This is a genomic window from Mesorhizobium sp. L-8-3 (assembly GCF_016756615.1).
In the GTDB taxonomy this organism is placed as follows: Bacteria; Pseudomonadota; Alphaproteobacteria; order Rhizobiales; family Rhizobiaceae.
Map to the genome: position 1 here is coordinate 8,096,318 of NZ_AP023262.1, position 13,341 is coordinate 8,109,658.

A 13,341-nucleotide genomic window follows, 5' to 3' on the forward strand; every position below is an offset into this window, starting at 1 on the left:
CAGCCGGCCCGGTCATGTGCGGTTAGAGGTTCTCGTCGAGCGGCTGGTGCAGCCACTTCTCCGAGATGGCGTTCAGGGCGCCGTCCTTCTTCGCTTCGGCGATGACCTCGTTGATCTTGGCCATCAGCGCCGGTTCGTTCTTGTTCATGCCGACATAGCAGGGCGAGTCCTTGATCAGGAACTTCAGCTCGGGCTTGCGCGGCGGGTTCTTGTCGAGAATCGCAGCCGCCACGACATTGCCGGTGACCACCCCGTCCACCTGGCCCGAGAGGAAGGCCGAGATATTGCCGTTGTTGTCCTCGTAGCGCTTGATCGTCGCGTCCTCGGGCGCGAGCTTGGTCAACTCCAGGTCCTCGATCGATCCGCGGGTCACGCCGACGATCTTGCCGGACAGATCGGCCGCGGATGTGATCGCCACGTCGCTCGGTGCGAAGACGCCGCTGAAGTAGGGGGCATATGCATCGGAAAAGTCGATCACCGCGGCGCGCTCGGGGTTCTTGCCCAGGCTCGAGATCACCAGATCGACCTTGTTGGTCTGGAGATAGGGTATGCGGTTGGCACTGGTCACCGGCACCATGGAAAGCTTCACGCCCAGTTTCTCTGCGATGAGCGTCGCCATGTCGATGTCATAGCCTCGGGGCTTCATGTCAGTGCCGACACTGCCGAAGGGCGGGAAGTCCTGCGGGACCGCGATGCGGATCGTCCCGCTCGACATGACGTCCGCGAGCGCGTCGGCTCTGGCCGGTGAGACCGGGAAGGCCGAGGCGAAAACGGCGCTGCCGACGGCGACGAGCGCCGCGATGAAGTGCCTCTTGTGCATTGCTTATTCCTTTCCAGAATGGTGCTTCGTTAGGGGCAGGCGACAATTGCGCAAGGGCGTCTCCCAGGGCTGAACGTCCACGGTTCGGCGCCGCGCGGCCATGATGTCCCGGCATCGCGAGGCGACCGGCGACCCGATGGCGCCGTCCTGGATCCGGACGCTATGACGGGCAGATACGGCGATATTCCGCACCCGCAACGCAACGGCTCCGGTGGGCCTTGCGGCTCCACAGCCATTCATCCCTGTTCTCCTCTGGTCCGACCGGTTCTCCGGCGTTCTCTTGTCGCACGATTACGGTACAAAAATTTCAGATTGTCAACAGTCCGATACTTGTGTTTTAGTCCTTCCAGGAAACGAGGCTTTCATGGAAGACGAGACCCGCAAACCGCGCATGCTCGAACAGCGCATCCAGAGCCAGTACGACGATCTTCCGGGCAGCGAGCGGGCCCTGGCCGATCTGATCCTGGAGTTCCCCGGCGACCTGCTGGTCTATTCGGCGACGGAACTCTCGGAGCGCGGCGGCGTGTCGAAGGCGGCCGTTACCCGCTTCGTCAAACGCCTCGGCTACCAGGACTATCGAGAGATGCAGCGCGAGGTCCGCGAGGCGCAGGACGCCGGAGAGCCCATCTATCTCAATACCGGACTTCTCGGGTCCACGCTCGGCCGCACCCGCCTGCAGCAGCATCTCGACCGCGACATCGCCAATCTGCGCCAGACATTCGAATTGCTGAACCCCGACGATCTCGGCGAGGTCGTCGGACGCTGCGTGGCGGCCCGCCGGGTCTGGGTGCTCGGCTTTCGCAACAGCTACTTTGTCGCCGCCTATCTGCGCCGGCAACTGATCCAGGTTCGATCCGATGTCACGCTGGTACCGGCGCCGGGGCAGGTATTGATGGAGGATCTGGCCGGCGCAACTCCGGAGGATCTGATGATCGCCGTCGGACTGCGCCGCCGGACGCCGATGTTGGGGCAGGCGATGAAGGTCGTCCGCGATCTCGGCGTGCCCATCGCCTACATCACCGACCGCGTCGCCGTCACCACGCCGAAGCTCGCGACATGGACCTTCCCCTGCCAGGTGCGCGGCGTGTCGCTGTTCGATTCCTATGTCGCGGTGATGAGCGTCGCCAACTACCTGTGCACCGAGGTCGTCGCGGCGGCCGGCGAAAGCGGGCGCGCGCGGCTTGGCCGTATCGAGGATCTCATGGGCCTGGCGGGCGAGATCGACCCCGGCAATTGACCGACGCAGCGGCGCCGGCACCGGCGCGAATGGGAAGCGCGATGCTGATCGACGAAATCGAACTCTTTCACGTGGCGATGCCGCTCAAGGCGCCGTGGCGAACGGCCTTCGGCGAGGAGACCGCGATCGACACGGTCCTGGTCCGGCTGAGGGCGGATGGCGAAGACGGCTGGGGCGAGACCGCTCCCTACCGGCTGCCGCAGTTCTCGCCGGAATGGGCCTCAGGCGCTTTCGCGCTGCTGCGCGACGCCATGGCCCCGGCCCTGGTGGGCAAGCGCATCGACAGTGCCGAAGACCTGCAAAGGGAGTTGGCGCCGCTGAAGGGCAACCACTTCGCCAAGGCCGGCCTCGACACGGCCTGGTGGGATCTTGCGGCGAAGATCGCCGGCGAGCCGCTGTGGAAGATGATCGGCGGGAGGGGGCCGGATGCGATCGTCGGTGCCGACATATCCGTGATGGACGGCCTCGACGATCTCGTCGCCGCCGTCGGCAAGGCTCAGCAGGACGGCTTTCAGCGGACCAAGCTGAAATTTCGCCGCGGATGGGGCCTGGAGATGGTCGCTCGCGTCCGCGAAGCCTTCCCTGATGCGGTCCTGCATGTCGATTGCAACAGCGCGTTCACGCTGGACGATATCCCCATGTTTCGCGAGCTGGACCGGTTCGGTCTAGCGATGATCGAGCAGCCCCTCGCCTATGACGACCTCATCGACCATGCGCGCCTCCAATCGGAGCTGAAGACGCCGATCTGCCTGGACGAAAGCATCACGTCGGTCGACCGGGCCCGCAAGGCGATCGACATCGGGGCCTGCGGCTGGATCAACATCAAGCCGGGGCGCGTCGGCGGCCTGACCAACGCGATCGCCATTCATGACCATTGCGCGGCCCGCGGTGTCCCGTGCTGGATCGGCGGCATGCTCGAATCCGCTGTCGGGCAGGGGCCGGCGCTGGCGCTGTCGACGCTGCCCAACGTCAAATATCCCTGCGACGTCTTCCCCACCGAGCGGCTCTATGAAACGGATCTTTCCGAGCCCGAGATCGTCCTGAGCGGGCCTTCGCGCATTACCGCATCGCACAAGCCCGGCCACGGATTTCGGCCCAATCCTGAACGGCTGAGGCGCGCCACGCGCGAATACGCCGTGGTCGCCGCGAGGATTGCCTGAGCGCAGATTGCTCGCCCGGCATGCCCGGCGTGTCGAGATATCGGGCCCCAGGGCCAACCCATTGATATGGCTCGTATCAAAGCTCGATGCTGCGCGAATCGGGCCAGATGATCTCACCGGAGGTGCCTCGGCGGGAGGGTGTCATTTGTCGTTCAGAACATGGTGACTGATAGTCCCGGCAAAGCGCCTGCGCGCCCCAGGCGAGGCAATCTCATGTCTGCTTCCTGCCCATCTCGGCAGGTGCTTCAGCACATGACGAACCGATGGGGGCCGCTGGTCTTGCTTGCTCCGGAAACCGGGACACTGCGTTTCAGCCAGTTGCGCCGGGCAATCGGTGGCGTAAGCGAACGGATGCTTGCGCAGACCCTGCAAGAGCTGGAGGGGGATGGGCTCATCAATCGCATCGCCCACGAGGTTGTCCCACCCCACGTCGAATACAGTCTCACCCCGCTCGGCAAAGAGGCAACGGAACGGGTACGAGCCGTCGCCGATTGGATCGAGACAAGCCTTCCGCGCATCGGCAAGGTCTGGGATAGCCGTGCCAAAAGCGGCAAAAAGAACTAGTCGAAAAGCCGCCGGTCGAAAATCAGGCACGGACGACTGAACCGCGGCGGGAACCGAGACGATCAACGGCATACAAGGCCGAGATCATTCACGGCGCAGGCCATGGCGCTCCTTCGAGGCAGTCGAGTTCGTCACGCTGGAGTGGGTCGACTGGTTCAGCAATCGCCGGCTCGTGGAACCCATCGGCAACATCCGCCGGCGGGAGCCGAGCACGCTACTACGCCATGCTGGAACAGCCCGCCATGGCCGCGTGACTCAAACGGAATGGCCTCCGGCAATCCCGGCGCGGTTCACCTACTGCCGTGTCAATGACTCTGCCCGCGACGCGTCCAAAGCGGTTGGTTACGCAGACGCCGTGGTCTGGGCGCGAAGGCTGCAACGGGTGCCACCTGGACCGGATGACACCCGTCGGCAGATCAGGCCTTGACCCGCTCGATGACCACCGGCACGGGCCGGCAAACGGTATTGCAGACGGGGGAATGCTGCTGTGCGTAGCGCAGCAGGTCATCCAGTTCCTCGTCTGAGCAGTCTGCCTTGACGTGCATCTGGATGTTGATCTGCTCATATCCGGCTGGAACGCCTTCTTCGAGACCGAGCAGTCCCCGGAGGTCGATGTCACCTTTGAGCTCCGTCGACATTTCGCGGATCGTGATGCCGCGGGCCATTGCGTGAAGCACGAAGGTCGTCGTCACGCATCCCGCCAGTGCGTGCAGCAAGAACTCGACGGGATTGGCGCCTTCGTTGTTGCCGAGCAGCACCGGCGGTTCGCCGTTGGTGAATTCGAATGGCATCGGCCGCGAGGTGTCTTCCTGGCCCGCCCCATAGAAGTCGCGGATCGTGGAGCGGTTCTCACCGCCGTCGACCCAGTTGTTACGCGCGCGGAACTGGAATTTGGCCAGGCTCTTGTCGGCCTTGAGCGCGGCGATCGTATCGAGGGCCGCCTGCACGTTGAGGCCATTGAGGTAAGTCGCTTTCTCGGCGGCGGCAGACATTGCAGTCATGGTGGTTCTCCATCTTCGGTTTGGGTGGTGCCGGCTTGACCGCATTCGTCGAAGGGCGGTGCCGGCGAAGCGCAAGATAGGACTGGACAAGCCAGCGCATCAGAGCGAGTTTTGCCGAAAACGATCCTTTCATGCCAAATATGGAGCGGCTATGAGTGATCGTGGGCCACCTGCCGTCGATGCCTTCATCGTGGCGCTGCCGGAAACGGCGGGCTCGGCGCTCTACGGCATGGTCGACGTGCTGGCCGCGACAGGAACTCTCTGGAGGGAATTGACCGGCGAGGAGCCTGGTCATCGCCTCATCAGGCCGCTCATCGTCTCACCATCGACCCGGCCGTTTCGCTGCGGGAACGGGATTCCGGTCAGCCCCGACGTCAGCCTTGACGAGGCCGTGCGACCAGACATCGTCATTCTGCCAGAGTTGTGGCTGGCGCCGACTGACGACCTGGGTGAGCGCTACCCCGACGTGAAGGATTGGGTTCGGCGTTGCTATCATGAGGGCGGCACCATCTACACGGCCTGTTCCGGATCGATCCTTCTGGCGGCGACAGGGCTGCTCGATGGCCGCGAAGCCACCTCCCATTGGGGCTATCAGGATGTGTTTCGGCGCAGCTTTCCCGCCGTCCGCTTCACTCCCGAGCCGAACCTGGTCATCGCAGATCCCGGCGCCCGCATCGTGACCGCGGGCGGATCTTCATCTTGGCATGATCTGGCGCTGCACATCATAGCGCGGCATTGCAGCCCGGGCGAGGCGCTGCGCATCGCCAAGGTCTATCTGCTCAAGTGGCACGGCGAGGGGCAGCTTCCTTTTGCAAGCCTTGTTCGACGCCAGCCGCACGCCGATGCTGTCGTGCGCCGGGCCGAGAAATGGCTCGCCCGGAATCTGCACGAGCCACATGCGGTTGCAGCGGTTGTGAACTTTTGCGGGATTCCCGAACGCAGCCTGAAGCGTCGCTTCAAAACGGCAACAGGAACGACACTGATCGGCCATGTGCAGAATCTGCGCATGGAGGAGGCGAAACGGTTGCTTGAGACCGACAGCCAATCGGCGGATGAGATCGCCGCGATCGTCGGCTACGACAATCCTGCATTCTTTCGCAGGCTGTTCAAACGTTCGACCGGCCTCACGCCGGGCGCCTATCGCCGGATGTTCAAGCCACTGTCAGGCACCGCGGTCGGGAACCAAATCGACTGAGCCCCTGCAGCCCGGGGCTGGTTTCGTGCCGGAAGGGTGGAGAATTGGCGCGCCACGACAGGGTTGGCCACAGTCGTACCCAGGCACGGTGATAGTGGTCCCCAGCGTGGAGCGCCCCGATCGCGGTGATCGGTGATCACGGGCTTCACCGACCAGCCCATCCTCGCGCGCATGGCGCGTCTCGGGTTCGAGGAAGGCAGGAGCTTCGATTTCGATGCCGCCAGCCCCATGGATCAGAATGCGCTCAAGGATGCGCCTGTTATTGCGCAAAAGCCCATGGGCTGGACGAGCCCGCGCATCGCCGAATGTGTGAACCAATGGCCTATGGATAACGATACGGCGGCCGTCTACGGCTCCTACTATCTCAAGCGTGCGCTGATGGCTCAGCTCGGGCTCAAGGCAAATCTGCCGGAGAGCACCAAAGACTTTGTTCCGCGTTTGGAGAAGGGTAACGTCCCACCCGTGAATGCGTTCTGGTCCGTAGCGCTCTATGACGACAACGGCTCGCAGGTCGCGAACAGTTCGAACCGGTTTGGGTTGTCCAACTGGATGCCGTTGCAGGAAAACCCCGATGGGTCGCTCGATCTCTACTTCCACCATGAAAGTCCCGGCAAGGACGCCAACTGGCTACCGGCTCCGGACGGGCCCGTTCAACGTGACCCTGCGGCTCTACGCCCCGAAGCCCCCGGTCTTGCCCGGGAAATGACACCTCCAGCCATTGCCAAGGTCCATCGGCTCTCCACCCACACGGCACAGTAGACGCTTTCTTAACGTCGTCAGGGTCATTCACATCAGGACGATCCGGCACCGTCTGCGCCGGATCTGTCACAGTAGAACAGGAGACTACCAACGTGAGTGAGACATGAAGCAAGTCGTATCCCTGGCCTTGATTGGCCAACTCCTTGCCGTTTCAACCCTGTCCGTATTGGCCGATACCGCGCTTCCGGAAGGGGTAAGTATTGCGAAAGATGCCAAGGCGCTTCGCGCATATGCGCCGGCAAGCGGCCCTGGCCAGACCGACTTCAACGCGGCCGACAGGCTGGCGATCGCCAATCTGCTCTACGCCTACGCCTTCGCCTACGACAACTACGAGGCGGATACGTGGTTCACCCTGTTCACGCCCGACGTCGTGTTCGTCGCCGGCGTTCCTGGCGAGGGAGCCGTTTCCTTCACCGGTGAGGGTTTCCGGACGTTCTGGAGAAAACGAATGAAGGAATTCAGTTCCTCCGGTAACCAGCGCCGGCATCTGATGACGAACATCCTGTTTCTGGACCAGACCGCCGACACGGCCCATGTCAGTGTCACCGGACTTTTGACCAACGCAAAGGATGGAGAGACCTTCTCTGCCGTGAGCAGCTTGAACTATGAAGGATGGCTGGTGAAAGGCACCGATGGCTGGAAAATCCAACGGTGGCACGACTTTCCGGATGCTCCGATTTCCGAGAATTGACGAAACAGACCTCTGCGTGCGTGGGAGGTCGCCCGGTTCAGATGATCTCATGGAAGAGACCATAGGCGGTGAGCCGCTCGCGCATCGTGTCGGTGAAACCCGACAACTCGATGCGGTTCGCACCCATGACGCGGCTGCGCCGAAGCTGGAGGCCCTCGGTGAGGTCGAGGATGGTCCGGCCGTCCACCAGCGCGGTGAAGGCGGCATCAGGCGTCAGCGAGGACGAGCTGGTCGCGGTCGCGTTGGTGGCCCATGCCGGCGAGACCTTGCGGCCGATGATCCGTTCGCCGCGATCGATCTGGAGCCGATAGACGCGAGTGGATTCCTGCGGCAGCCGCTTCCAGATCGGCAGCAGCAGGCCGCTGACGACATGGATGGTGCTGTCGGCGAATTCCGGAACCTCGCATAGCTCGGCGTTCCATGCCTCGGAGAACAGCACGCGGTCGGCTTTGACCCAATGGCTCTCCTCCAGCATCTTCAGCGGAACGTTGTGCGCTTTCATCGGCCGTATCAGCCGGATGCGCCGTTCGATCTCGCCGTCGTCGAGCATGACGCTGGCGGCCGGGATCTGCACCGCGGCGCGGCCCGACCGCTCGTTGACGAGCAGCCAGGCACGGCGGTCGCGCATATGATCGAGCGCTTCAGCCAACGTCACCGGCTGATTGCGCTGGCGCTGCGTGATGGTGAGCAGTTGGGTCGCCGCACCCGTGCGCGGATGGGTGTAGATCGTCTGCCGGTCGGCGACGACGAAACTCTCCGCGCGCAGCGTTTCAAGCCCGGTATCGCCGGATGCAATCGCCACTTCGATCCGCGCGTTGAGCAACTGCTCGAAGGCGGTGAAGAGCATGCCCTGCAGCCCGATGGTCAGCGCCAGCAGGCGGTTGAGGAAGGTGGTAATCGGCGGAAGCTCGTCCTTGATGCCGGTGGAGCCCATCAGCTTCAGGCCGGTTGACGCCTCGAAGCTCTCCAGCGAGCAACCCTCGACCTTGCCGCGCACCAGCAGCAGAAAGAGCTGCCGCAGCGCGTCGCGGGCATAGTGCGATTCCAGATTGTCCTCGGGCCGGAACAGGCCCTGGCCGCCGGTCTGGCGCTGGCCGCGCGTGATCGCGCCCAGCGTGTCGAGGCGGCGGGCGATGGTCGAAAGGAACCGCTTCTCGGCCTTCACATTGGTCGCGATCGGCCGGAACAGCGGCGGCTGCGCCTGGTTGGTGCGGTGGGTGCGGCCGAGCCCCTGAATAACGGCGTCGGCTTTCCAGCCGGGCTCGAGGAGATAATGGACGCGCAGCCGCGTGTTCTTCGCGGACAGTTCGGCATGGTAGCTGCGGCCGGTGCCGCCGGCGTCGGAGAAGACCAGGATGCGCTTCTGGTCGTCCATGAAAGCGGCGGCCGCGGCGAGATTGGCCGAGCCGGCCCGGTTCTCGATCCGGAAGACGCGATGCTCAAAACGGCTGCGTGCTCTAGGTTTTCGAAATACTTGTGAATATCGAAAATTGGTTGCATTGCTCGCCAAATGATCGTATCGAATGGCACTCGTCTGGAGGTCCGCCCTTACAATGGCGGCAAAGAGACGTGTCGACATGCACGGGAGGCATGCATGGGCAAAATCTCAACTGGTGCGGCGCCCCGGTTTCTGGGAGGCACACTGCTCCTCGTAATCGGTGCAGGTTTTGCAGCCGGCGCCCTCCGCTACGAGGTAGGCGGCGTGACGACGATGGGTCCGGGATTCGCACCGCTTGTGCTGGGTTCCTTGCTGGCGGTTCTCGGCCTGGTCGAGATCATCCAATCGACGAGATCGACATCTGCGGAAATTGGGGCGTCGATCGAGTGGGCCGCGACGTTCTGCGTTCTTTCCGCAGTGCTCGCTTTTGCGGTCCTGATCGGCACGATCGGCTTCGACCCGGCCGTCTTCGCGGCCGTCATGATCTCGATGCTGTGGGATCGCCCGATCCGCTTGATGCGTTCCCTGGTCCTCACCGCAAGCGTAACCCTGTTCGCGGACATCGTCTTCCTCCGACTACTCGCGCTTCCATATCGCGCCTTCGGGAGTTGAACGATGGACCTCCTGTCCGGACTCGAGCTTGGCCTCGTCACGGCCCTTCAGCCGAGCAACCTGCTTTATGCCTTCGTCGGCGTGATTCTCGGCCAAGCGATCGGCGTCCTTCCTGGTATCGGCGCCATGACCGCGATCTCGTTGTTGCTGCCGATCACGTTCTATCTTGGCCCGACCCAATCCCTGATCATGTTGGGCGGGATTTACTATGGTTCCCAGTATGGTGGAGCCATCGCTTCCATTCTGCTGCGCGTGCCTGGAACGCCCACAGCCATCGTGACCTGCCTCGAAGGATACCCGATGGCGCGTCGAGGCGAGGCCGGAAAGGCACTGAAACTTTCTGCCATCGCATCCTTCTTCGGCAGCACGGTCGGTATGGTCATCGTCCTGCTCGGGGCCCTTCCACTCGCCAGGTTCGCCCTGAACTTCACCGCCGCCGAATATTTCTCGATCATGCTGCTCGGACTTGTCGGCGCATCAGTGATGTGCAGCGGCTCGGCCGTCCGAGCCCTTTCAATGACGGTGCTCGGGCTCCTGCTCGGCCTGGTTGGAACGGACGTGAACACCGGCGTCTACCGGTTCGTTCCGCACGATGCCTTCGCCGATGGCATCAGCATGGTCGCGATGGCCATGGGGATATTCGGGGTCGCCGAACTCCTGAACAATGTCGGCGCGGCGTCGAAGGCCTTCGTCGATCCGAATGGGCTGGGGCGGTCAACCGCATTCTCCTGGAGAGAGCTTCGACGGCTGTCGAGGGCCGCGTGGCGCGGCAGCCTGATTGGGTCGGTCCTGGGCGCACTCCCAGGTACGGGGGCCGCCATCGCGACCTTCATCAGCTACGCCGCCGAACGGCGGATTTCCAAACATCCCGAAGAGTTCGGTTCGGGTCGTCCGGAAGGTCTGGTGGCCCCTGAAGCGGCAAACAACGCCGGCGCCATCACGGCATTTATTCCAACGCTGACACTCGGTATTCCGGGTGATCCCGTGATGGCTCTGATGCTCGGTGCGATGATCATCAACGGCGTGACGCCCGGACCCGGGGTCATCACCGAACATCCGGAGCTGTTCTGGGGCGTTATCGTCAGCTTTCTGATCGGCAATCTGATCCTGCTCGTACTCAACCTACCGCTGATCCGGCTATGGGTGCGGTTCCTCTCGATCCCCTACTGGGCACTTTATCCGATTGTGCTGATCTGCCTCGTCGTCGGCGTCTATTCTTTCCGCAACAGCATCGCGGATGTCTACACGACCCTCGCCTTTGGGCTCATAGGCGTCTTGATGGCGAGACTGTCGTTCCCACCAGCGCCGCTGCTGCTCGGCTTCATCCTCGGTCCGATGTTGGAGGAGAACCTGCGCAGGGCCATGCTCCTTTATGACGGCGATTTGACAATCTTCTTCACCCGCCCGCTCAGCGCGGTGTTCATGGTCGCCACCCTGGCGCTGCTCGCGATCCCCGCGGTGGCTGCGCTCCGGCGGGCGACGGGCGGCAGAAGGCGCTTGGCCTCCGAACTGGGCGGAGACGAGCTATGAACCCGCTCAGGCGGCTACCTGATGCGGCCGAACCGGCGAAGGAGGGAAGTCTCTCAGCCGCGCCGTCACTGTTCTCCGCCATCAGGCTGGGCGACCTGACGCTGCCGAACCGCATCGTCATGTCATCGATGTCGCGCGACAAGTGCCCCCGCGGCGTGCCAACCGAGCTCAACGCCGTGTACTATGCGCAGCGCGCGAGCGCAGGGCTCGTGGTCACCGAGTCCACCGCCGTCTCCGCGCGTGGAGTCGGCTGGCCGATGACGCCCGGCATCTTCACCGACGCGCAGGTCGAAGGCTGGCGCGCAGTGACGGAGGCAGTTCATGCGGCCGGAGGCACCATCTTCTGCCAGCTCTGGCATTGCGGCCGCAACTCCCATCCGCTCACCCAGCCGGGTGGCCTGCTGCCCGTCGGACCATCGGCCGTCCTGCCGCCAGGAACGATTCGCACGTCCGAAGGCCGCAAGCCGCTGCTCGTGCCGCATGAACTGACAAAGGACGAATTGCCGGGGATCGTCGCTGAATATCGGGCGGGCGCCCGTAATGCCCGGCGCGCCGGTTTCGACGGCGTGCAGGTCCACGCAGGAAACGGGTTCCTGCTCGACCAGTTTCTGCGCGATTCCGCCAATCATCGTATGGACGCATATGGCGGAACCGCCGAGAACCGTTGCCGCCTTCTCATGGAGGTTGTCGCCGCTGTTTGCGAGGAGTGGGGCCCGCAACGCATTGGCGTGCGCCTGTCGCCTACCAATCCCACGATCTACCGGCTGCGCGATACCGATCCGGCCACCCTTCTCGTCACTGCGCTGGAGATGCTGAACGAACTCCAAATTGCCTATGTCGATATCGTGGAAGGTTCGACGACCGACGAGCCGGCGACCGCCGAACTCGACTATCCAACGCTGCGTCGCCGCTTCCGTGGCCGCTACGTCGCGAACAATGGCTTCAAGGATCTTGCGACAGCCGAGCGCGCGCTGCGGACGCATGCCGACCTGATCTCGTTCGGCCGGCTTTTCATCGCCAACCCGGACCTGCCGAAACGCTTGCGGACCGGCGCGCCGCTGAACCCGCTGCGCCGCGAGCTCATCTATTCGCCCGACCATCGCGGATACACGGATTATCCCTGTCTGGACGAATCCGAAGCCCAGACACAATTGGAGGAGAAAGCATGAACCTGAGATCCCCTACCCGGCGAGCACTGCTCAAGTCGGCTGCTGCCCTTCCGCTGTTGACGTTCGCTGCAGGCGCATTCGGACAGTCGGGCTATCCCGATCGCCCCATAAAAATCGTCATGACGCTGCCAGCGGGAACCTCGGCCGATACCATGGCCCGCTATGTTGCCGACCAGATGAGCAAGGATCTGGGACAGCCGGTGGTCGTAGACAACCGACCCGGTGCCAGTTCCAATATCGGGTACAGGACCGCCGCCGAGGCGGACGCCGATGGCTATACGCTCCTCTACGGACTACTGTCGCTGATCCTCAACCCGCAGCTCTTCACTCAGGTCCCTTACGAGCCGGAGGACTTCACGCCGGTCATCCGTCTGCTGGATGTTCCGTTCGTGCTCGTGGTGCGGTCGGATGCGCCCTACCAATCGGTCGCCGATCTGATCGAGACAGCCAAGCAGAGCCCCGGAAAGCTGAAATACCCATTACGGTATCGGATCGCCCAACCACATCGCCGTCCTGCAGATGATACAGAATTCCGGCGCCGAAATGACCCATGTCCCCTACAAGGACGGCGGCCTGAGCGATCTTCTTGGAGGCGCCCTCGACTTCTCACTCGACGTGACGGCGACGACGATCTCGCACATCAAGGCCGGAACCTTGCGCCCACTCGTTGTGTCCACGGAGAACCGCATCGACGTGCTGCCCGACACGCCCACCTTCTCGGAAGCCGGGATCGGCGCGCCACTCTATTCGTGGAATGGCGTCTTTGCCCGTTCCGGCACGCCGCAGGAGATCATCGACCGGCTTTCGGCCTCGCTGCAGAAAATCACCACGAGCGAGGAATTCCATGCCAAGGTCGCCGATTTCGTTCAGGTCCCCCGCGGCGGCACCCCCGAGGACTTTGCAACGTCGCTCGCCACCGAGACCGAGAACTGGGGACGCGTGATCAAGGCCGCGAACCTCAAGATAGAGTAGCGCGGGCGACACCTGCCGGAAGGCGGATGGCGTCGGCGGCGCCATCCGCCTTCTTCATCGATGCGCGTCAACGACCGACCGCCAAGACGCCCGTCGGACCGGATTGATGTCGAGCGCAAATATCGCGTTTGGCTGGAAGGAAGTCAGGGACCAAATCCCTCGAACGGCCCGATGGTGGTGTCAGGTCCGTCGC

Annotated in this window: 12 protein-coding genes and 3 pseudogenes; 12 read left to right on the top strand and 3 right to left on the bottom strand. The window is 63.3% G+C overall.

Translation table 11 applies throughout. From position 1 onward, the window contains the following. Positions 1–22: 22 nt before the first annotated feature. Positions 23–820 carry a transporter substrate-binding domain-containing protein gene (locus tag JN302_RS37165; RefSeq protein WP_202309283.1) on the bottom strand — a complete coding sequence of 266 codons (798 nt, stop codon included), beginning with the start codon at positions 818–820 and terminating at the stop codon, positions 23–25. Positions 821–1,184: 364 nt separating this feature from the next. Between JN302_RS37165 and JN302_RS37170 the strand changes: the two genes are divergently transcribed. From JN302_RS37170 to JN302_RS39510, 4 genes and pseudogenes are all read left to right on the top strand, one after another. Beyond that, a complete protein-coding gene (locus JN302_RS37170) occupies positions 1,185–2,057 on the top strand; it encodes a MurR/RpiR family transcriptional regulator (protein ID WP_202330933.1) in 873 nt (290 codons plus the stop codon). A 41-nt stretch (positions 2,058–2,098) separates the two neighbouring features. Continuing rightward, entirely contained in the window at positions 2,099–3,217 is a 1,119-nt protein-coding gene (menC, locus tag JN302_RS37175; protein ID WP_202330934.1) for an o-succinylbenzoate synthase, read from the top strand. 252 nt (positions 3,218–3,469) lie between these two features. Beyond that, positions 3,470–3,781, top strand: a complete 312-nt coding sequence (locus JN302_RS37180) for a winged helix-turn-helix transcriptional regulator (protein ID WP_446720701.1) — start codon at positions 3,470–3,472, stop codon at positions 3,779–3,781. Between the two features lie 55 nt (positions 3,782–3,836). Further along, positions 3,837–4,035 (top strand): annotated as a pseudogene (locus tag JN302_RS39510) (IS3 family transposase); the annotation flags it as partial. A gap of 162 nt (positions 4,036–4,197) precedes the next feature. Here JN302_RS39510 and JN302_RS37185 read toward each other — a convergent pair. Beyond that, positions 4,198–4,782: an OsmC family protein gene (locus JN302_RS37185; protein WP_202309286.1), complete on the bottom strand. Its 585-nt coding sequence runs from the start codon at positions 4,780–4,782 to the stop codon at positions 4,198–4,200. Between JN302_RS37185 and JN302_RS37190 the strand changes: the two genes are divergently transcribed. The 3 genes from JN302_RS37190 to JN302_RS37200 all read left to right on the top strand — a co-directional run bounded on the left by JN302_RS37190 (position 4,781) and on the right by JN302_RS37200 (position 7,427). Further along, positions 4,781–5,977 (top strand): GlxA family transcriptional regulator, encoded by a 1,197-nt coding sequence (locus tag JN302_RS37190; protein ID WP_202330935.1) that lies wholly within the window; start codon positions 4,781–4,783, stop codon positions 5,975–5,977. The genes JN302_RS37185 and JN302_RS37190 overlap by 2 nt on opposite strands. 132 nt (positions 5,978–6,109) lie before the next feature. Next, positions 6,110–6,736, top strand: coding sequence for a DUF1214 domain-containing protein (locus JN302_RS37195; RefSeq protein ID WP_202330936.1), 627 nt, complete (start codon positions 6,110–6,112; stop codon positions 6,734–6,736). A 103-nt stretch (positions 6,737–6,839) separates the two neighbouring features. Continuing rightward, positions 6,840–7,427 (top strand): nuclear transport factor 2 family protein, encoded by a 588-nt coding sequence (locus JN302_RS37200; RefSeq protein WP_202330937.1) that lies wholly within the window; start codon positions 6,840–6,842, stop codon positions 7,425–7,427. Between the two features lie 40 nt (positions 7,428–7,467). Here the strand turns inward: JN302_RS37200 and JN302_RS37205 are convergent. Further along, positions 7,468–9,006, bottom strand: a pseudogene (locus JN302_RS37205) (strawberry notch C-terminal domain-containing protein); the annotation flags it as partial. Here JN302_RS37205 and JN302_RS37210 point away from each other — a divergent pair. From JN302_RS37210 to JN302_RS39725, 5 genes and pseudogenes are all read left to right on the top strand, one after another. Next, complete coding sequence (locus JN302_RS37210; protein ID WP_202309290.1) at positions 8,938–9,477, top strand: tripartite tricarboxylate transporter TctB family protein; 540 nt, start codon at positions 8,938–8,940, stop codon at positions 9,475–9,477. The pseudogene JN302_RS37205 and the gene JN302_RS37210 overlap by 69 nt on opposite strands. 3 nt (positions 9,478–9,480) lie before the next feature. After that, positions 9,481–11,007: a tripartite tricarboxylate transporter permease gene (locus tag JN302_RS37215; RefSeq protein WP_202330938.1), complete on the top strand. Its 1,527-nt coding sequence runs from the start codon at positions 9,481–9,483 to the stop codon at positions 11,005–11,007. Positions 11,008–11,075: 68 nt separating this feature from the next. Further along, a complete protein-coding gene (locus JN302_RS37220; RefSeq protein ID WP_446720777.1) occupies positions 11,076–12,176 on the top strand; it encodes an alkene reductase in 1,101 nt (366 codons plus the stop codon). A 152-nt stretch (positions 12,177–12,328) separates the two neighbouring features. Beyond that, positions 12,329–12,640: pseudogene (locus tag JN302_RS40110) on the top strand (Bug family tripartite tricarboxylate transporter substrate binding protein); the annotation flags it as partial. Between the two features lie 22 nt (positions 12,641–12,662). Beyond that, positions 12,663–13,148, top strand: coding sequence for a Bug family tripartite tricarboxylate transporter substrate binding protein (locus JN302_RS39725; protein ID WP_274609296.1), 486 nt, complete (start codon positions 12,663–12,665; stop codon positions 13,146–13,148). Positions 13,149–13,341: the final 193 nt, after the last annotated feature.